Raw genomic sequence first — 18,758 nt, forward strand, 5'->3', positions numbered from 1 at the left:
AGCCTGGCCGGCGCTTTGGGTAGGCTCTCCCTTTTTGCCGGGAGAACCTGCCCATGTACGTCGGTTTCGATTACGGCACCTCCAACTGTGCCATCGCCGTGATGGAGCAGGGGGTGCCGCGCCTGTTACCCCTGAGCGGGGGTGCCTACCTCCCCTCCACCCTGCACGCCCCCCATCGTGACGCCATTCCCGGCCTGCTCGCCGAGCTGCTGCCCGAATCCCAACGCGCCCGCTACCTGGGGCTGCGTGCCGCCCAGGTGCAACGGGCCCAGAGCCTGCGCCGCGAGCTGCGCGAAGAGGGGCTCGACGACGCCCTCGCCATCGGCGAGGCCGCCCTCAGCGCCTACCTGGAGGAGCCGGAAGAGGGCTACTACATCAAGTCGCCCAAGTCCTTCCTCGGCGCCTTCGGCCTCAAGCCGCCCCAGATTGCCCTGTTCGAGGACATCGTCTGCGCCATGATGCTGCTGGTGAAGCGGCGCGCCGAGGCGCTCACCGGCGCCCCCATCGACAAGGCGGTGATCGGCCGGCCGGTCAACTTCCAGGGACTGGCCGGGGAGGAGAGCAACCGCCAGGCGATCGCCATCTTGACCGAAGCGGCCGGTCTGGCCGGTTTCGAGCAGGTGGAGTTTCTCTATGAGCCGGTGGCCGCCGGCTTCGAGTTCGAAGCGCGCCTCGACGAGGACTGCACCGTGCTGGTGGTCGACATCGGCGGCGGCACCACCGACTGCTCCATGCTGCGCATGGGGCCAAGCTACCGCGCCCTGCTCGATCGCAGCGCCCAGATGCTGGGCCACAGTGGCCAGCGCATCGGTGGCAACGACTTCGACATCCGCCTGACGGTGGAAGGGATCATGCCCCTGCTCGGCATGCACGAGCGGCTCAAGACCGGCAAGCCCCTGCCCCACCCCCTGTTCTGGGACGCCGCCGCCATCAACGACGTGGCCGCCCAGAGTCGCTTCTACAGCCTGGCCACCGGTCGTCAGCTGCAGGACATGCTGCTCGACTGCCCGAGCGGCAGCCATCTCACCCGGCTGATCCGCCTGCGCGAGCACAAGCTGAGTCATCAGGTGGTGTGGCGCGCCGAGCAGGGCAAGATCGCCCTCTCCAGCCAGGAGAGCGCGGTGCAGCCCCTCGGTGAGCTGGAACGGGAGCTGGTCGCCCCCCTCACCCGCCCCCAACTGGCCAACGCCGCCGCCCCGCTGCTCGAGAAGATTGGCGAGCTGATGGACGAGGCCATCGCCCAGGCCGGCTGTCAACCGGATCGGGTCTTCATCACGGGGGGGAGTGCCAAGTCCCCCCTGATCGGCCAGTTTATCCGGGCGCGCCTGCCCGGGGTTCCCGTAGCGGGAGGGGACGATCTCGGCTCGGTGGCCTCGGGACTCGCCCGCTACGCCGAGCGCCTGTTCGGCTAAGCGAAGCGACAGGGGCGGTCGGTTGGCCGCCCCCGTGCCCTGTCATCGGGTATGGCTAGCCTCTATCCTTGGCCTCAACCAAGGAGCCATAGCGATGAACCGCCCGATCATGACCCTCGCCAGCCTCTTGCTGCTGACCGCCTGTAGCAGCATCCATCCTAACCAGAGCGATCTGATGCACCACCACTGGGTCCTGGAGAGCCTGGACGGCCGTCCCGTGCAGGCGGAGCGCGGACAGGAGCCAGATCTGGAAATCGGGGAAAACTTCACGGTCAACGGCATCGCCGGCTGCAACCGCTACTTCGGCATGGGCAATCTGGAGGCCGGGCGCTTCTGGGTCACCAGCATGGGCAATACGGAGATGGCGTGCCTGGAGCCCCTTGGCGAGATAGAGCAGGCGGTGCTCCTGACCCTGCAAGAGGGGGCCAGCCTGACGCTGACGCCCGAAGCCCTGCATCTGGCAGGAAAACGGCACACCCTGCGCTACCGGTTGGAGGACTGGAAATAAAAAGACCGGCTGGTAAAGCCGGTCAAAAGAAACAACAGGTGTTCCACACAGTGCTGAGAGAGCGAGAGCTCTACTGGGACTTAGAGTGTCACCCGCAGAGTGAACCCCTTATGAACACGGCAGGCATATTTGCAGGCACACCCCCCGCCCCTGTGGCACAATAAACAGGAGTAAGGACCAGGGAGGCCACCACTGCCATGTCGATGGATCGCCTGTTTGACAAGATTAAGCAGCTCCCCACCATCCCCAAGCTGCTGCACGAGCTGATGGAAAGCTTCAACGACGAGAATGCCCGCATCGACGAGATCGCCCGCAAGATCGCCATGGATCAGGTGATCAGCGTCAAGGTGCTGCGCATGGCCAACTCGGCGGCCTTCCGACGCGGTCAGGATGTCACCTCCATCGAGCAGGCGGTGATCCGCCTCGGCTTTAACCGCTTGCGCTCCGTGGTGGTGGCCTCCGGCATCATCGGCAGCTTCAAGGCGCCTCCCAGCTTCGACAAGAACAAGTTCTGGACCGAGACCTTCCAGGTCGCCACCATCGCCAAGACGCTGGCCCAGCAGTGTGGCACCGTCGATCCCGAGACCGCCTTCACCTGCGCCCTGATCCACAACATCGGCGAGCTGCTCATCCAGAGCACTCTGCCGGAAGAGGCCGAGCTCATCAGTCTGGCGATGGCCAAAGGGGCGAGCCGGGTCGAGGCCCAGCGCGAGATGCTTGGCTACGACTATGCCCAGCTCGGCGCCGAGCTGGCCCGACGCTGGAGCCTGGCCGAGACCTTCGTCATCGCTATCGCCCAGCAGCTCGACCCGCTGGAACACGAGCCGGTGAGCAAGGAGGCGGTGCTGATCCGCCTCGCCATGTTTGTCTCTTTCGCCTGGAATGCCGGTGTGCCGGCCCAGGCGATCATAGCCCGCTTCCCCAAACCCCTGGCGAGCCACCTCGGCCTGCAGCCGGAGCAGCTCGCCACGCAACTCGAATCCCTGCACGATCAGGGCAATGCCCTGGCCGAGATCCTGACTGGATAAAGATGATCCCCTTCCTGTTTCACCCCCAAGCGTCGCCCTGGTTCAGGGCGACCCACGATGCACTGCTGCTCACCCTCTTTGTCGATCGCGCCGCCAACCTGAATCAGGTGCTACTGCGTATCGAACCCGACAATGAGGAGGAGCTGCACCCCATGACCCTGGTCGAAGCTCGCGACCGCCTGCAGATCTGGCAGTTCACCCTGCCCCTGCCGCGCACTCATGAGCCGATCCTCTACTGCTTCAAGGGGCTCACCGCTGAGACCCAGTGGTGGCTGCACGGGGGTGGCATAGACTCCAGCATGCCACCCCGTGCCACCCATTTTCGCTATAACCCCCAGCACCAGCCGCCCGCCTGGGTGCAGGATCAGGTCTTCTACCAGATCTTCCCGGACCGCTTCTGCAATGGTGATCCCAGCCTGAGCGTGCAAGAGGGGGAGTACGACTATCGTGGCCGCCCCGTGCTGAGCAAGGCCTGGGGCGAGCCGGTCAGCCAGCGTGGCAGCGGTGACGAGGCGAGCGAGTTCTATGGCGGCGATCTGGCCGGCATCGATCAGAAGCTGCACTACCTGCACTCCCTCGGGGTGACGGCGCTCTATCTCAACCCTATCTTCGCCTCGCCGAGCAACCACAAGTACGACACCCAGGACTACTACCGGGTCGATCCCCACTTCGGCAGCAACGAGCAATTTGCCCAACTGACCCGCAACCTGCGTCAGCGCGGCATGCGCATCGTGCTCGACGCCGTGGTCAACCACACCTCTACCGAGCACCCCTGGTTTGCCCCTCCCGAGGGGGCCCAGGGTAACCCGGACTCCCCCTGGCGCAGCTTCTACACCTTCGGTGAAGACGGGGACTACGTGAGCTGGAAGGGGATCCGCAGCCTGCCCAAGCTCGACTTCGCCAGCCCCAAGGTGCAGGACACCATCTATCGTGCCGACGACGCCATAGTGCGCCACTGGATGCGTCCTCCCTACCAGATCGATGGTTGGCGCTTCGACGTCATCCACATGCTGGGAGAGCAGGGATCGGCGAGCGGTAACCGTCACCACGTGCGCGCCCTGCGCGGCGCGGTCAAGCAAGAGAATCCGGACGCCTACGTGCTTGGCGAGCACTTCTTCGAGGCCAGCCAATGGTTGCAGGGCGATCAGGAAGACGGCGCCATGAACTACTACGGCTTCGCCCACCCGGTGCGCGCCTTCCTAGCCGGTCAGGACATCGCCTACCAACCGATCCGGATCAGCGCCGCCGAGCTGGACCGCTGGCTGCGGCTGGCCCGCGCCCACATCCCGTTTGCCAACCAGCTGGCCCAATTCAACCTGCTCGACAGCCACGATACCGCCCGCTTCCTCGAGCTGCTGGGGGGAAACCGGGAGCGCATGAGCCTGGCCGTCACCCTGCTGATGACCTACATCGGCGCCCCTTGCGTCTATTACGGCGACGAGGTGGGGATGCGCGGCGGTAACGACCCGGATTGCCGCCGCTGCTTCCCCTGGGAGAGCACCCAGTGGGATCACGCCCTGCACGACCACTACCGCCGCCTAATTCGGCTGCGTCGCCAGCGTCCGGCCCTGCGCCGGGGGGATCTGCTGACCCTCTATGCCGGTGAACACACGCTGGCCTATGTCCGCACCCTGGAGCGGGATCAGGTGGTGGTGGCCTGCAACCGCCACCCGGACAACCCGCGCAGCCTCACCCTTCCTCTGTGGCAGACCGGCGCCCCGGCCAGCCGCTTCTGCGACGCCCTCACCGGTGAGCGCTTCGAGTTGGTTCAGGGGGAGCTGCAGCTGACCCTGCCCCCCTGCAGCGCCCGAGTACTGATCGCGACCTGAGTCAGGCAGGCGCCTCGCTGCGGTGGCGCCTGCCCCCTCATCTCACTAGAATGGGGACCCTGTAATTCCCGATGGAAAGACCCATGAAACCGACTCTGGCCGCCGTGCTGATCGTCAAGAACGAGGCCGAAAACCTGAGAGCCTGCCTGGCCACATTGCAGGGAGTGGTCGACGAGATCGTCATCCTGGACTCCGGCAGCCAGGACGAGACCGCCGCCATCGCCGCCGAGTTTGGCGCCCGCTTCTTCGTGAATAACCAATGGCCCGGGTTTGGTCGCCAGCGTCAGCTCGCCCAGTCTCACGTTCGCTCCGACTGGGTGCTGTGGCTGGACGCCGACGAGCGGCTCACCCCTGAGCTGGCCCACAACATCCGCGACGTGCTGGAGAACCCACCGGTAGATACCCTCTACACCTTGCCGCGCCTCTCCTGGGTGTTTGGCCGTTTCATCCGCCACAGCGGCTGGTACCCGGATCGGGTGCTGCGTCTCTACCCCAGGGCGCTGACCGGTTACAACGACGCCCTGGTGCACGAGAAGGTAGAGGTACGTGCCAACATGAAGGTGGTGGATCTCAAGGGGGATCTGCTCCACTACACCTATCGGGATCTCGAGCACTATCTGGTGAAATCGGCCGGCTACGGCCGCGCCTGGGCCGATCAGCGTCAGGCTCGCGGCAAGAAGAGCTCCCTGAGTCAGGGGCTGCTGCATGCGATCGGCTGTTTCGTGAAGATGTACCTGCTCAAGGCCGGCTTCCTCGACGGTCGTCAGGGGCTGTTGCTGGCCATCCTCTCGGCCCACTCGACCTTCATCAAGTACGCCGATCTCTGGATCCGTCACCAGCCGGGGCGCCCCGAGTAACGCCAGAAAGCACAAGGCCCCATCAAGGGGCCTTGTCGTTATGGTTGATCGGTTATCACTTCTTCTTCACCGGACGGGCCCAGTTCTTGATGTGGCGCTGGGGCACCCGGGTGATGACCAGCTCGTTCTCGGCCACGTCCTTGGTAATGGTGGAGCCGGCCCCCAGCGTGGCGCCCTTGCCGATGCGCACCGGCGCCACCAGCTGGGTATCGGAGCCGACGAAGACATCATCCTCGATGATGGTCTGGAACTTGTTCACCCCGTCGTAATTACACGTGATGGTGCCGGCCCCGATATTCACTTTGGCACCCACTTCCGCATCCCCGAGATAGGTCAGATGACCGCACTTGGAGCCAACCCCGAGGCGCGCCTTCTTCATCTCGACGAAGTTGCCGACGTGAGCGTCCTGCTCCAGCACGGCACCCGGACGCAGACGGGCAAACGGGCCGACCGAGCACTGCTCAGCCACCTGGGCCCCTTCCACCACGGTGTAGGGCTTGATCTCGGTGTCGTCGCCTATGGTGCAATCCTTGAGAATGGCGCCGGCGCCCACCACCACCCGGTTGCCCAGGGTGACCTTGCCCTCGATGATGACGTTGACGTCGATCACCACCTCTTCCCCGACGCTCAACTCACCGCGCAGATCGAAGCGGGCCGGGTCCATCATGCTCACCCCGGCGATCATCAGCTTCTCGGCCTGCATCTTCTGGTAGCTGCGCTCGAGCGCCGCCAGTTGTACCCGGTTGTTGGCCCCCTCCACCTCGGCGGCAGAATCGGGGTGAACGGCGACGATGGGGCAACCATCGGCATGGGCCATGGCGATGACGTCGGTGAGATAGAATTCGCCCTGGGCGTTCTTGTTATCCAAACGCGACAACCAGCCGCGCAGATGGGCCCCCATGGCCACCAGCACGCCTGTGTTTACCTCGCAAATCGCCAGCTGATCGGCATTCGCATCCTTCTGCTCGACGATGCCGACCACTCGTCCCTGATCGCGCACTATGCGGCCGTAACCCGTGGGGTTGTCCAGTATCACGGTCAGCAGCGCCATGCCATCGGCCGGCTTGGCGGCCAGCAGCCGCTGCAGAGTCTCGGGCTGGATCAGCGGAGTGTCGCCGTACAGCACCAGCACGTCGTCTTCGTCGTTCCAGTACGGGCTCGCCTGAGCCACAGCATGACCGGTCCCCAGCTGCTGCGCCTGCAACACCCAGCTCAGGTCGTCCGCCTGGATGAGCTCTTTGAGCAGCTCGCCACCATGGCCATACACCAGATGCACCTTGCCGGCTCCCACCTGACGAGCGGTGTCGATGACGTGGGAGACCATGGCCTTGCCGGCAACCGGATGTAGCACCTTGGGCAGGGGAGAGCGCATGCGGGTGCCTTTGCCCGCAGCCAGGATGACGACGTTGAGAGACATGATTTCTGCCTTGAATTCGTGTGGAAATACCCGGCGGAGTCTATCCAACAGGCCAAAAAAAAGCGACCCGAAGGTCGCTTTTTACATCACCGTTATCAGCGGTAGTGCTTCTTGACGATGTCGATGACCCGCAGCTGGGCCAATGCCTTGGCCAGCTCGGCAGAGGCCTGGGCATAGTCGATATCGCCGTGGGAGCTGTGGATCCTCGCCTCGGCACGACGCTTGGCTTCGAGGGCTTTCGCCTCGTCCAGATCGTCGGCACGAATGGCGGTATCCGCCAGCACGGTCACGGTTTCGGGTTGTACTTCCAGCATGCCGCCGGAGATGTACATCACCTCTTCGCCACCCTGCTGCTTCACCAGTCGGACCAGGCCCGGTTTGATGGAGGTCAGCAGCGGCGTGTGACCATGATGAATACCCAGCTCACCTTCCGCACCTGTCACCGCGACACTCTGAACGCGACCGGAGAACAGCTTGCCTTCGGCGCTTACGACGTCCAGGTGAAAGGATATCTCAGCCATGAGCCCTCCTATCGAGGCTTACAGTTTCTTGGACTTCTCGACGACTTCGTCGATGCCGCCAACCATGTAGAACGCCTGCTCGGGCAGATCGTCATACTCGCCTTTCAGGATGCCCTGGAAGCCACGAATGGTCTCCTTCAGCGGCACGTACTTGCCCGGAGAACCGGTAAATACTTCGGCCACGAAGAAGGGCTGGGACAGGAAACGCTCGATCTTACGGGCACGGGCAACGGTCAGTTTGTCTTCTTCTGACAGTTCATCCATACCCAGGATGGCGATGATGTCCTTCAGCTCCTTGTAGCGCTGCAGAACGGTCTGCACGCCACGAGCGGTCTCGTAGTGCTCCTTGCCAACCACCAGCGGATCCAGCTGACGGGAGGTGGAGTCCAGCGGATCAACGGCCGGGTAGATACCCAGGGCGGCGATCTGACGGGACAGTACCACGGTCGCGTCCAAGTGGGCGAAGGTGGTCGCCGGGGACGGGTCGGTCAAGTCATCCGCAGGCACGTATACGGCCTGTACAGAGGTGATGGAGCCGGTCTTGGTGGAGGTGATACGCTCCTGCAGAACGCCCATCTCCTCGGCCAGGGTCGGCTGGTAACCTACTGCGGAGGGCATACGGCCCAGCAGTGCGGATACTTCAGTACCGGCCAGGGTATAACGATAGATGTTGTCGACGAACAGCAGAACGTCTTTACCTTCGTCACGGAACTTCTCGGCCATGGTCAGACCGGTCAGGGCCACGCGCAGACGGTTTCCGGGCGGTTCGTTCATCTGACCGTACACCAGAGCAACCTTGTCCAGTACGTTGGAGTCCTTCATCTCGTGGTAGAAGTCGTTACCCTCACGAGTACGCTCACCCACGCCGGCAAATACCGAGTAGCCGGAGTGCTCGATCGCGATGTTACGGATCAGCTCCATCATGTTTACGGTTTTGCCTACACCGGCACCACCGAACAGACCGACCTTACCACCCTTGGCGAACGGGCATACCAGGTCGATAACCTTGATGCCGGTTTCCAGCAGATCGGTCGAACCGGATTGCTCTTCGTAGCTCGGGGCTTCGCGGTGGATAGCCCAACGCTCTTCTTCACCGATGGGACCGGCTTCGTCAACCGGCTCACCCAGCACGTTCATGATACGGCCCAGAGTGGCCTTGCCGACCGGCACCTGGATCGGTTTGCCGGTGTTGGTCACTTCCATCCCACGGCGCAGGCCGTCGGAGGAACCCATGGCGATACAACGAACGATCCCGCCACCGATCTGTTGCTGAACTTCCAGCACCAGACCCTGGCCTTGACCCTCGCTGATGATTTGCAGTGCATCGTACACTTGGGGCACGGCATTCTGCGGGAACTCGATGTCCACCACAGCGCCGATGATTTGGACGATGAAACCATTACTCATGTCAAATCCTCTAAACCTTTAGGTAACCCTTGCCTTACACCGCGGCAGCACCGGACACGATCTCGTTAAGCTCCTGGGTGATACTGGCCTGACGGGCCTTGTTGTACACCAGTTGCAGATCGTTAATCAGGTTGCCGGCGTTGTCAGTCGCGGCTTTCATGGCAACCATTCGGGCTGCCTGTTCACTAGCCAAGTTTTCCACCACGCCCTGGTACACCTGGGATTCGACGTAGCGAACCAGCAGGGTGTTGAGCAGTTGCTTGGGATCCGGCTCATAGAGGTAATCCCAGTGGTGTTTCTTGGCGAGCTTGCTGTCTTCTGTAATGGGCAAAGGCAGAAGTTGATCGACCTTGGGCTGTTGCACCATGGTGTTCACAAACTTGTTGTACACCAGATACAGACGGTCAATCTCACCGTTGTCATAGGCCTTCAGCATGACCTTCACGGAACCGATCAGGTCATTGACACTCGGGGCATCCCCGAGGCCGGACACTTGGGCAACGACCTTGGCGCCGTACTTCTGGAAGAAGCCGGACGCCTTGTTGCCAATCAGGGCCAAATCAATCTTGGCGCCTTGCTGGCTCCATTGCTTCATGTCGTTGATGGCTGCCTTGAACAGGTTGATGTTCAGGCCGCCACACAGGCCACGGTCGGTGGAGATGACGATATAGCCCACACGCTTGACCTCACGTTCGATGAGGTAGGGGTGCTTGTATTCCAAGTTACCCTGAGCGATGTGGCCGATCACCTTGCGCATGGTTTCAGCGTATGGACGGCTGGCAGACATGCGATCCTGCGCACGGCGCATCTTGCTCGCTGCCACCATTTCCATAGCGCTGGTGATCTTCTGAGTGTTCTTCACACTCCCGATCTTGGTACGTATCTCTTTTGCGCCGGCCATCTCTATTCTCCATCAGGTGGCAGCCTGGGGCTGCCACACACACGCTTACCAGGTCTGGGTTGCCTTGAAGGTATCGAGCAACGCAGTCAGCTTGCCAACGATCGCGTCGTTGTAGTCGGCCTTGGCATTGATTTCAGCCATCAGCTCGCCATGCTGGGTATTGGCGTAGGAGACCAGAGCGGCTTCGAAGTCGACTACCTTGCTCAGGTCGACATCGTTGAGGTAACCCTTCTCGGCTGCGAACAGCACCAGCGCCTGGTGAGCAACGCTCATCGGGGCATACTGCTTCTGTTTCATCAGCTCGGTTACCTTCTGGCCGTGATCCAGCTGCTTGCGGGTCGCGTCATCCAGGTCGGAGGAGAACTGGGCGAACGCAGCCAGCTCGCGGTACTGGGCCAGCGCGGTACGGATACCACCGGACAGCTTCTTGATGATCTTGGTCTGAGCCGCACCACCCACACGGGATACGGAGATACCCGGGTCAACGGCCGGACGGATACCGGAGTTGAACAGCTGGGTAGTCAGGAAGATCTGGCCGTCGGTGATGGAGATCACGTTGGTCGGAACGAACGCGGATACGTCACCGGCCTGGGTTTCGATGATCGGCAGGGCGGTCAGCGAACCGGTCTGGCCCTTGACGGCGCCATTGGTGAACTTCTCAACGTACTCGACGTTGACACGAGCAGCACGCTCGAGCAGACGGGAGTGCAGATAGAAGACGTCACCCGGGTAGGCTTCACGTCCAGGCGGACGACGCAGCAGCAGGGAGATCTGACGATAGGCAACGGCCTGCTTGGACAGGTCATCATAGATGATCAGCGCGTCTTCACCACGGTCACGGAAGTACTCACCCATGGAGCAACCGGCATAGGGAGCCAGGAACTGCAGGGCAGCCGCTTCGGAGGCAGAAGCCACGACCACGACGGTGTTGGCCAGGGCGCCGTGCTCTTCCAGCTTGCGCACCACGTTGGCGATGGTGGAGGCCTTCTGGCCAATCGCAACGTAGACACACTTAATGCCGGAGTCTTTCTGGTTGATGATGGTGTCGATGGCGATGGCGGTCTTACCCACCTGACGGTCACCGATGATCAGCTCACGCTGGCCACGACCGATGGGGATCATGGCGTCGATGGCTTTCAGACCGGTCTGGACAGGCTGGTCAACAGACTTACGATCGATAACACCCGGAGCGATCACTTCTACCGGAGAGAAGCCATCGTGCTCAAGCGGGCCTTTACCATCGATAGGTTGACCCAGGGTGTTGACCACCCGGCCCAGCAGACCACGGCCGACCGGCACTTCCAGGATACGACCGGTACCCTTGACCTTCATCCCTTCGGCCAGATCGGCGTAGGGACCCATGACCACGGCACCGACGGAGTCACGCTCCAGGTTCAATGCCAGAGCGTAGCGGTTGCCCGGCAGCTCGATCATCTCACCTTGCATGGCGTTGGCCAGGCCGTGGATACGAATGATACCGTCGCTCACGGAGACGATAGTACCTTCGTTGTGCGCTTCGCTCTTGATCTCAAACTGCGCAATGCGCTGCTTGATCAGCTCGGCGATTTCAGTGGAATTCAGTTGCATGCTCTAATACCCCAATCAAGATTGCAGCGCGTCGGCCATCCGATCCAGCTTACCGCGGAGGGAACCGTCGATAACCAGGTCGCCGGCCTTGATGAGCACTCCGGCCATCAAGGACGCATCTGTGCTGCAATTCAGCTTCACTTTGCGCGCGAGACGTTTTTCCAGAGAAGCCTGAAGGTTGGCTTTCTGCTGTTCGGTCAGCTCGACCGCCGATACCAACTCGGCCTCGATACTCTTCTCGAGTTCGGCCTTGAGGAGGTGGAATTCGGCAACCACAGCCGGCAGTACACTCAAGCGACCATTCTCGGCCATCACCCGGATCAGGTTCTGGCCGTGCTCGTTGAGTTGCTCACCGCAGACACCGACAAACACGTTTGCCAGCTGGTCGGCAGCCATGGCGCCGCTGATCAGGGCGGCGACGGTGTCGTTTTCGGCCACCAAGGCCGCAAACTCCAACATCTCCTGCCACTGGGCGATCGCCTTTTGCTCGACGGCAAAGTCGAAAGCAGCCTTGGCGTAGGGGCGAGCAATGGTAGTCAGTTCAGACATGGCCCCATTCCCGTTACAGTTCCGCTACCAGCTTGTCGACGATGTCGTTGTTGGCAGCCTGATCGATGTGACGCTCCAGGATCTTCTCTGCGCCGGCGATGGCGAGGGCAGCAACCTGCTTGCGCAGCTCTTCTTTAGCACGATGACGTTCGGCTTCGATCTCGGCACGGCCTTGAGTCAGGATTTTCTCCCGCTCGGCCTGGGCAGCAGTGGTCGCTTCGTCAATGATCTGGGCCTTACGCTTGTTGGCCTGTTCAATGATTTCAGCAGCCTGCTGTTTAGCCTCTTTCAGACGATCGGAAGCATTAGCCTGGGCCAGTTCCAGATCCTTCTTCGCGCGTTCTGCAGAAGAGAGGCCGTCAGTAATTGCTTTCTGGCGAGCCTCGATGGCAGCCATGAGCGGCGGCCATACAAACTTCATGCAGCACCAGACGAAGATGACGAAGGCAAGTGTCTGGCCAAGGAGGGTGGCGTTGATATCCACAACCAGTTCCTCTCTATGTGAAGTTCAAAAAAAGTGGTGTTCGCTGAACAGTCACTCGAGAGTTAGGCGGAAACACCGAAGATCAGGTACAGACCCATACCCACAACGATCATCGGGATAGCATCAACCAGACCCATAACGATGAAGAAGTTGGTGCGCAGGATCGGCATCAGGTCCGGCTGACGAGCAGCGCCTTCCAGGAACTTGCCACCCAGCAGGGAGATGCCGATAGAGGCACCTACGGCGGCCATACCCAGCATGATTGCAGCGGCGAAGTAAATCATTTCCATCTTTAAGATCTCCAAACAGAGGCAGTTGATAAAAAATTTAATAAAATCAATGATCTTCACTAGCCATCGAGAGATATACGATGGTCAGAACCATGAAGATAAAGGCTTGCAGAGTAATTACCAGAATGTGGAACAGCGCCCAAGGCACGCTAAGGAGCCATTGGGACCACCACGGCAGCAGGCCGGCGATCAGGATAAAGACCAGTTCACCAGCATACATGTTACCGAACAGTCGCAGACCCAGGGAGATGGGCTTGGACAGCAGGGTAACCAACTCCAGCACGAAGTTAACGGGGATCAGTGCCCAGTGGTTGAAGGGTTGAAGAGTCAACTCCTTCACAAACCCGGAGACACCCTTCATCTTGATGCTGTAAATGATGATCAAGGCGAAGACACCCAGGGCCATGGACATGGTGATGTTAACGTCGGCGGAAGGAACTACTCGCAAGTAGGGGATACCCAACGCTTGTGCTGTGTAGGGCAGATAGTCGACCGGGATGAGGTCCATCAGGTTCATCAGGAATACCCAGATGAAAACTGTCAGGGCCAGAGGGGCAATCAGGCGGCTCTTGCCGTGAAAGATCCCTTTGACGGTTCCATCCACAAACTCGACAACCATCTCTACAAAACACTGCAGCTTACCCGGAACGCCGCTGGTAGCCGAAACGGCAACCTTACGGAAGATCCAGATAAACAGCGCGCCGAGGACAACGGAAAATATCATGGAGTCGATATTTACCGCCCAGAACCCCGAACCCACTTGCAGATGGTGCAGGTGGTGGGAGATGTACCCCTGAGTAGTCAGGGCTTCTCCGGTTGCAGCCATGAGTTTTCCTAGTAGCGGTTATTGAGAATGATCGTAATGACCCATTGGAAAAACAGAGATAGGGCATAGGTGACGTAGAGAGGAAGGTGATCCGTCTCCATTTCAACCAGCACCATGACAAACAGCATCACGGTACAGAGAAGCTTAATCCCTGCTCCAACGTAGAAGTCCCACAGCACCACGCCCGGGCTGGTTCGAGAAGCATCCCGTCCCAAGACCCAGAGGCTGTAGAGCAACTGCGGGAACCAGAATATTCCTCCCCCTATGAGGGCGGAATACCCGGCGAGCAGTCCCGAAAAATGGTACCAGACAGCACCGCTCACCAGTATCAGGAAGAGATGGATAACAAGGAGGACCAAGCCGAGCCGTAGCCCCTGCCAAGTCTGTTTTACTGTAACCATCAAACTCCCCGAATGTAGCTAAACTGTAAAAAAAGGAGGTTTACCCCCCTATTCACACAGCTTAAAAGCCGGTCAAATTATACCCGTGAAGAGGGCCATTGCAACACGACAGAAAGCCTTATTTTCTGCGGTGTTGAGGCGCATATTCAGCTTCCTTTCATATGCAATGTAATGCATGTTTTATTACTACAAAAAGCGCAAAAATCACGATCCAGACACGCCAAAATGGCCCAATATCTTGTCCAATTCCATCAAGCTTCCGTAACTTATCACTAACTTGCCGCTATCTTTTTTACCGGTCTGGATCTGGACTCTGGAACCAATCGCCTCGGCCAGTTGGCGCTCCAGGTATTCCAACTGGGGATCGGCGGCACGGGTCTCCTTGGCCACGACAGGCTCCTGGCTCTTTTGCACCAGACGCTCCGTCTCGCGCACCGTCAGGCCCTTCTGAACCACGGTACGGGCCAGCTCTGACTGGGCCTCGCCACTCAGCGCCAGCAGGGCGCGGGCGTGGCCCATATCGAGATCGCCATGCTCCACCAGACGCTTTACGTCGTCATTGAGCTGGTTCAGACGCAGCAGGTTGGTGACCGTGGTACGGGACTTGCCAACCGCATCGGCCACCTGCTGGTGGGTCAGCTCGAACTCGGTCAGCAGGCGCTGCAGTGCCACCGCTTCCTCGATGGCGTTGAGATCCTCACGCTGGATGTTCTCGATGAGCGCGATGGCGACCGCGGCCTCGTCCGGTACGTCCTTGACCAGGCAGGGCACCACCTCGAGGCGGGCCAGCTGGGCGGCACGCCAGCGGCGCTCACCGGCGATGATCTCGAAGTGCTGCTCCCCCAGGGTGCGGACCACTATGGGCTGGATCACCCCTTGCGCACGGATTGAACTGGCCAGCTCTTCGAGCGCCTCCTGAGACATGTCCTTGCGCGGTTGATACTTGCCGGATTGCAGCCACTCTACCGGCAGCTTGCGCAGCTCCCCTTGGGGGATGACAGGTTGCATCGCCTGTTCGGTACGCAGATCGCTCTGAACCTGTTTCTGGCGGGCCGCAGAACTGGTGCTCAGCAGGGCATCGAGGCCCTTGCCGAGGCCACGTTTCTTCGGGGTCATAGGGTTTCTCGTTCTATAGCAGCGGCCTGTCGCTCTTGTTCCTGACGACGCAGCATCTCGCCGGCCAACGCCAGGTAGGCCTTGGCCCCTACCGAAGATTTGTCATAGTGCATGGCCGGCGCTCCGAAGCTGGGAGCCTCGGCCAACCGGACGTTGCGGGGAATGATAGTGCGGTAGACCTTGTCGCCAAAGTGCTGTTTCAGCTGATCGGACACATCATTGGCCAGACGATTGCGATGATCGAACATGGTGCGCAGCACCCCTTCGATCCGCAGGTCCGGGTTGACCACGGCGGCCAGCTTGCTGATGGTGTCGACCAGGGCGGTGAGCCCCTCCAGCGCGTAGTACTCGCACTGCATGGGCACCAGCACCGAATCGGCGGCGGCCATGGCGTTGACGGTGAGCATGTTGAGGGAAGGGGGACAGTCGATGAAGATGTAATCGTACTTGTCCCGCACCGATGCCAAGGCATTACGCAGCCGGATCTCGCGGGCGAAGAACTCCATCAGGCGGATCTCGGCCGCGGTCACGTCCGCATTGGCGGCGATCAGGTGATAGCCACCCGTGGTCTCACGGATGATCACCTCGCCGACCGGCGCCTCTTCGATGAGGAGCTCATAGGCGGTACGCTCGACGTCGTACTTGTCGACCCCGCTACCCATGGTGGCATTGCCCTGGGGATCCAGATCGATCACCAGCACCTTGCGTCGGGTGGCAGCCAGCGATGCGGCCAGATTGACACAGGTGGTGGTCTTCCCTACGCCTCCCTTCTGGTTGGCTATGGCGATGACTTTTCCCACGCTCTCCCCTAACTCGATAGTGTGCCCACTAGGGACGGGTGACATTAAACTCCAGCAGGTGGCGCTCCCCTTCCAGCTCAGGCACCTTGAGGGCATGAGAGGCGATGAGAGAGACGCCGGCTGGCAGACTGGCCAACTCCTCGGCGGGGTAAATCCCCTTGAGAGCCAGGAAGCGGCCATCGGTGGCGGGCAGGTGGTGGCACCAGGTCAGCATGTCCTCCAGGGAGGCGAAGGCACGACTCAGCACCCCGTCGAATCCCTGCTCGGGATGGTAATCCTCAACCCGAGACTGCACCGGTGTGACATTGGTCAACCCCAACTCCAGGATCACCTGGCGAATAAAGCGGATCCGCTTTCCCAGGCTATCGAGCAGTACAAACTGCTTGTCCGGATTGATGATGGCCAGCGGTAACCCAGGCAACCCCGGACCCGTTCCCACGTCGATGAAACGCTCCCCTTGCAGATGGGGGCTGACCACCAGGCTGTCCATGATGTGCTTGACCAGCATGGCCTCGGGCTCGCGCACCGAGGTCAGATTGTAAGCCTTGTTCCACTTGTGCAGCAACTCAACCAACTGAACCAGTTGGCTCTTCTGTTGATCGGTAATAACAATACCGGCCTGCACGAGCAGGCCGTTCAATCTTTCCAGCATGGGCATCCTCAGGCGGTCTTGCGCAGCAGACCGTGTTTTTTCAGGTGAACCAGCAGAATCGAGATGGCCGCCGGCGTGATGCCGGAGATGCGCGAGGCTTGGCCTATGGTCTGCGGCTTGGCATCGTTGAGCTTGGCCACCACCTCGTTGGAGAGGCCGTTCACATCGCGATAGTCGAGATCCAGCGGCAGCAAGGTGTGCTCGTTACGCAGCTGTTTCTCCACCTCGTCCTGCTGACGCTCGATATAGCCGGCGTACTTGATCTGGATTTCCACCTGCTCGGCGGCCTGGGCGTGCTCGAGACCGGGACCAACCCCCTCGATGGCCATCAGGCCGTCGTAGGTGACCTCGGGGCGACGCATCAGCTCTTCGAGCGAGTGTTCGCGTGACAGCGGGGTGTTAACCAGCTCGTTGATCGCCGCCAGCGACGGGTGCTGCGGGTGGATCCAGGTGCTGCGCAGGCGCTGACGCTCCTGTTCGACCTGTTCCAGCTTCTCGTTGAACTTGGCCCAGCGTTCGTCATCGACCAGGCCCAGCTCGCGGCCGGCCGGGGTGAGGCGCAGATCCGCGTTATCTTCACGCAGCAGCAGGCGGTACTCGGCACGGCTGGTGAACATGCGATAGGGTTCGCGGGTTCCCAGGGTGGAGAGATCGTCCATCATCACGCCCATGTAGGCCTGATCCCGACGAGGATGCCAGGGATCCTTGCCCTGGGCGCGCAGGGCTGCGTTAAGACCGGCCAGCAGCCCCTGGGCACCGGCTTCTTCGTAGCCGGTGGTACCGTTGATCTGGCCGGCGAAGAACAGGTTCGGGATGAACTTGCTTTCCATGTTGGCCTTGAGATCCCGCGGATCGAAGAAGTCGTACTCGATAGCGTAGCCAGGGCGAGTGATGTGGGCGTTCTCGAAGCCACGGATCGAGCGAACGATCTGTACCTGCACATCGAACGGCAGGCTGGTAGAGATGCCGTTCGGATAGAGTTCGTGAGTAGTCAGCCCCTCGGGCTCGACGAAGATCTGATGCGACGTCTTGTCGGCAAACCGCATGATCTTGTCTTCGATAGAGGGGCAGTAACGGGGGCCGATCCCCTCGATAACCCCGGCGTACATGGGGCTGCGATCCAGGTTGCCGCGGATCACGTCGTGGGTCTGCTCGTTGGTGTGAGTCACGAAGCAGGAGATCTGACGCGGGTGCTGGCTGGCGTCACCGATGAAGGAGAAGACCGGGGTCGGCGTGTCACCAGGCTGCTCCTGCATCACGGAGAAGTCGACACTGCGGGCATCGATGCGTGGCGGCGTGCCGGTCTTGAGGCGATCGATGCGCAGTGGCAGTTCGCGCAGACGTTGAGCCAGGGCGATCGAGGGAGGATCACCGGCGCGACCACCGCGGTAGTTCTCGAGGCCAACGTGGATCAGGCCGTTCAGGAAGGTGCCAACGGTCAGCACCACCGCCTTGGCGGTAAAGCGGATCCCGGTCTGGGTGACTACCCCCACCACTCGGTCGCCGTCCATGATGAGATCGTCGCAGGCCTGCTGGAAGATCTTCAGATTCGGCTGGTTCTCCAGCATCTGGCGCACCGCTGCCTTGTAGAGCAGACGATCCGCCTGGGCGCGAGTGGCACGTACCGCAGGTCCCTTCGATGAGTTGAGGGTGCGGAACTGGATCCCGCCAAGATCGATGGCGCGCGCCATGATCCCGCCGAGTGCGTCGATCTCCTTGACCAGGTGTCCTTTACCGATCCCACCCACTGCCGGGTTGCACGACATATGGCCGAGGGTATCGATATTGTGGGTCAGCAGCAGGGTATTCATCCCCATACGGGCTGCCGCAGTGGCCGCCTCGGTGCCGGCGTGACCGCCACCGACGACGATCACATCAAATTGTTCATGGTATTGCATCTGGATCACCTTGATCTGCACGCCTGAAGATCGTTGTTCTGCCCGGTTAAAAAGGCGGGACATTCTAGCCGTTTCGATGCCTCAGGGGAACGTCTACTTGGTGTCCAATATAGATCCAGGATCCGTCGAATAGATCTTAAAGGATCTTTAGATCGATCTTTTATTGGATCTTTTATTAGATCCGACGAGATCTGTTGATAAGGGCTTTTTGATCAGAAAGATCATTGCGTTAAGCGCGATCGTGAGCTGTGGAAAAGCTTGGATCCAAGAGGGGG

The 18,758-nt window shown here is 60.7% G+C and carries 19 protein-coding genes; 5 read left to right on the plus strand and 14 right to left on the minus strand.

The features are described 5' to 3' along the window. Window positions 1–53: 53 nt before the first annotated feature. From yegD to BN1121_RS09055, 5 genes are all read left to right on the plus strand, one after another. The gene (yegD, locus tag BN1121_RS09035) at window positions 54–1,412 is read left to right on the plus strand and encodes a molecular chaperone (RefSeq protein ID WP_005351478.1); all 1,359 of its coding nucleotides are present in this window, start codon (window positions 54–56) and stop codon (window positions 1,410–1,412) included. 94 nt (window positions 1,413–1,506) lie between these two features. Further along, entirely contained in the window at window positions 1,507–1,920 is a 414-nt protein-coding gene (locus tag BN1121_RS09040; protein WP_005351481.1) for an META domain-containing protein, read from the plus strand. 197 nt (window positions 1,921–2,117) lie between these two features. Beyond that, window positions 2,118–2,948 (plus strand): HDOD domain-containing protein, encoded by an 831-nt coding sequence (locus BN1121_RS09045; protein ID WP_005351484.1) that lies wholly within the window; start codon window positions 2,118–2,120, stop codon window positions 2,946–2,948. Between the two features lie 2 nt (window positions 2,949–2,950). Then, entirely contained in the window at window positions 2,951–4,777 is a 1,827-nt protein-coding gene (malZ, locus tag BN1121_RS09050; RefSeq protein WP_005351487.1) for a maltodextrin glucosidase, read from the plus strand. Between the two features lie 83 nt (window positions 4,778–4,860). Beyond that, complete coding sequence (locus tag BN1121_RS09055) at window positions 4,861–5,634, plus strand: glycosyltransferase family 2 protein (RefSeq protein ID WP_005351490.1); 774 nt, start codon at window positions 4,861–4,863, stop codon at window positions 5,632–5,634. A 55-nt stretch (window positions 5,635–5,689) separates the two neighbouring features. Here BN1121_RS09055 and glmU read toward each other — a convergent pair whose 3' ends face one another. From glmU to mnmG, 14 genes are all read right to left on the minus strand, one after another. Beyond that, window positions 5,690–7,051 (minus strand): bifunctional UDP-N-acetylglucosamine diphosphorylase/glucosamine-1-phosphate N-acetyltransferase GlmU, encoded by a 1,362-nt coding sequence (glmU, locus tag BN1121_RS09060; RefSeq protein WP_005351493.1) that lies wholly within the window; start codon window positions 7,049–7,051, stop codon window positions 5,690–5,692. A 95-nt stretch (window positions 7,052–7,146) separates the two neighbouring features. Further along, window positions 7,147–7,572, minus strand: coding sequence for a F0F1 ATP synthase subunit epsilon (locus tag BN1121_RS09065; protein ID WP_005351496.1), 426 nt, complete (start codon window positions 7,570–7,572; stop codon window positions 7,147–7,149). Between the two features lie 18 nt (window positions 7,573–7,590). After that, on the minus strand, window positions 7,591–8,979 hold the full coding sequence (gene atpD, locus BN1121_RS09070; RefSeq protein WP_005351498.1) for a F0F1 ATP synthase subunit beta: 1,389 nt from the start codon (window positions 8,977–8,979) through the stop codon (window positions 7,591–7,593). Window positions 8,980–9,013: 34 nt separating this feature from the next. Continuing rightward, on the minus strand, window positions 9,014–9,880 hold the full coding sequence (gene atpG / locus BN1121_RS09075; protein ID WP_005351500.1) for a F0F1 ATP synthase subunit gamma: 867 nt from the start codon (window positions 9,878–9,880) through the stop codon (window positions 9,014–9,016). A gap of 45 nt (window positions 9,881–9,925) precedes the next feature. Then, the gene (atpA, locus tag BN1121_RS09080; RefSeq protein ID WP_005351502.1) at window positions 9,926–11,467 is read right to left on the minus strand and encodes a F0F1 ATP synthase subunit alpha; all 1,542 of its coding nucleotides are present in this window, start codon (window positions 11,465–11,467) and stop codon (window positions 9,926–9,928) included. Window positions 11,468–11,482: 15 nt separating this feature from the next. Beyond that, entirely contained in the window at window positions 11,483–12,016 is a 534-nt protein-coding gene (atpH, locus tag BN1121_RS09085) for a F0F1 ATP synthase subunit delta (RefSeq protein ID WP_005351504.1), read from the minus strand. Window positions 12,017–12,029: 13 nt separating this feature from the next. Beyond that, window positions 12,030–12,500, minus strand: a complete 471-nt coding sequence (atpF, locus tag BN1121_RS09090) for a F0F1 ATP synthase subunit B (RefSeq protein WP_005351507.1) — start codon at window positions 12,498–12,500, stop codon at window positions 12,030–12,032. Window positions 12,501–12,562: 62 nt separating this feature from the next. Continuing rightward, a complete protein-coding gene (gene atpE, locus BN1121_RS09095; RefSeq protein ID WP_407921509.1) occupies window positions 12,563–12,790 on the minus strand; it encodes a F0F1 ATP synthase subunit C in 228 nt (75 codons plus the stop codon). Between the two features lie 46 nt (window positions 12,791–12,836). Continuing rightward, window positions 12,837–13,616 carry a F0F1 ATP synthase subunit A gene (atpB, locus tag BN1121_RS09100; RefSeq protein ID WP_005351512.1) on the minus strand — a complete coding sequence of 260 codons (780 nt, stop codon included), beginning with the start codon at window positions 13,614–13,616 and terminating at the stop codon, window positions 12,837–12,839. An 8-nt stretch (window positions 13,617–13,624) separates the two neighbouring features. Then, complete coding sequence (locus BN1121_RS09105) at window positions 13,625–14,017, minus strand: ATP synthase subunit I (RefSeq protein WP_005351514.1); 393 nt, start codon at window positions 14,015–14,017, stop codon at window positions 13,625–13,627. Between the two features lie 204 nt (window positions 14,018–14,221). Beyond that, window positions 14,222–15,133: a ParB/RepB/Spo0J family partition protein gene (locus tag BN1121_RS09110; protein ID WP_005351515.1), complete on the minus strand. Its 912-nt coding sequence runs from the start codon at window positions 15,131–15,133 to the stop codon at window positions 14,222–14,224. Continuing rightward, window positions 15,130–15,933, minus strand: coding sequence for a ParA family protein (locus BN1121_RS09115; protein ID WP_005351518.1), 804 nt, complete (start codon window positions 15,931–15,933; stop codon window positions 15,130–15,132). Before BN1121_RS09115 ends, BN1121_RS09110 begins: the two co-directional genes overlap by 4 nt. A gap of 28 nt (window positions 15,934–15,961) precedes the next feature. Further along, entirely contained in the window at window positions 15,962–16,585 is a 624-nt protein-coding gene (gene rsmG, locus BN1121_RS09120) for a 16S rRNA (guanine(527)-N(7))-methyltransferase RsmG (protein ID WP_005351521.1), read from the minus strand. Window positions 16,586–16,593: 8 nt separating this feature from the next. Next, window positions 16,594–18,483 (minus strand): tRNA uridine-5-carboxymethylaminomethyl(34) synthesis enzyme MnmG, encoded by a 1,890-nt coding sequence (gene mnmG / locus BN1121_RS09125; RefSeq protein WP_005351524.1) that lies wholly within the window; start codon window positions 18,481–18,483, stop codon window positions 16,594–16,596. Window positions 18,484–18,758: the final 275 nt, after the last annotated feature.

Source organism: Aeromonas diversa CDC 2478-85, from assembly GCF_000819805.1.
In the GTDB taxonomy this organism is placed as follows: Bacteria; Pseudomonadota; Gammaproteobacteria; order Enterobacterales; family Aeromonadaceae; genus Aeromonas; species Aeromonas diversa.

Excerpts from the sequence above, each read along its gene's own strand:
- atpE (WP_407921509.1), bottom strand. The coding sequence starts at position 12,790 with ATGGAAATGATTTACTTCGCCGCTGCAATCATGCTGGGTATGGCCGCC.
- malZ (WP_005351487.1), top strand. The coding sequence starts at position 2,951 with ATGATCCCCTTCCTGTTTCACCCCCAAGCGTCGCCCTGGTTCAGGGCG.
- BN1121_RS09105 (WP_005351514.1), bottom strand. The coding sequence starts at position 14,017 with ATGGTTACAGTAAAACAGACTTGGCAGGGGCTACGGCTCGGCTTGGTC.
- glmU (WP_005351493.1), bottom strand. The coding sequence starts at position 7,051 with ATGTCTCTCAACGTCGTCATCCTGGCTGCGGGCAAAGGCACCCGCATG.
- BN1121_RS09045 (WP_005351484.1), top strand. The coding sequence starts at position 2,118 with ATGTCGATGGATCGCCTGTTTGACAAGATTAAGCAGCTCCCCACCATC.
- mnmG (WP_005351524.1), bottom strand. The coding sequence starts at position 18,483 with ATGCAATACCATGAACAATTTGATGTGATCGTCGTCGGTGGCGGTCAC.
- BN1121_RS09065 (WP_005351496.1), bottom strand. The coding sequence starts at position 7,572 with ATGGCTGAGATATCCTTTCACCTGGACGTCGTAAGCGCCGAAGGCAAG.
- yegD (WP_005351478.1), top strand. The coding sequence starts at position 54 with ATGTACGTCGGTTTCGATTACGGCACCTCCAACTGTGCCATCGCCGTG.
- BN1121_RS09055 (WP_005351490.1), top strand. The coding sequence starts at position 4,861 with ATGAAACCGACTCTGGCCGCCGTGCTGATCGTCAAGAACGAGGCCGAA.
- atpG (WP_005351500.1), bottom strand. The coding sequence starts at position 9,880 with ATGGCCGGCGCAAAAGAGATACGTACCAAGATCGGGAGTGTGAAGAAC.
- rsmG (WP_005351521.1), bottom strand. The coding sequence starts at position 16,585 with ATGCTGGAAAGATTGAACGGCCTGCTCGTGCAGGCCGGTATTGTTATT.
- atpB (WP_005351512.1), bottom strand. The coding sequence starts at position 13,616 with ATGGCTGCAACCGGAGAAGCCCTGACTACTCAGGGGTACATCTCCCAC.
- atpA (WP_005351502.1), bottom strand. The coding sequence starts at position 11,467 with ATGCAACTGAATTCCACTGAAATCGCCGAGCTGATCAAGCAGCGCATT.
- atpD (WP_005351498.1), bottom strand. The coding sequence starts at position 8,979 with ATGAGTAATGGTTTCATCGTCCAAATCATCGGCGCTGTGGTGGACATC.
- BN1121_RS09040 (WP_005351481.1), top strand. The coding sequence starts at position 1,507 with ATGAACCGCCCGATCATGACCCTCGCCAGCCTCTTGCTGCTGACCGCC.
- BN1121_RS09110 (WP_005351515.1), bottom strand. The coding sequence starts at position 15,133 with ATGACCCCGAAGAAACGTGGCCTCGGCAAGGGCCTCGATGCCCTGCTG.
- atpH (WP_005351504.1), bottom strand. The coding sequence starts at position 12,016 with ATGTCTGAACTGACTACCATTGCTCGCCCCTACGCCAAGGCTGCTTTC.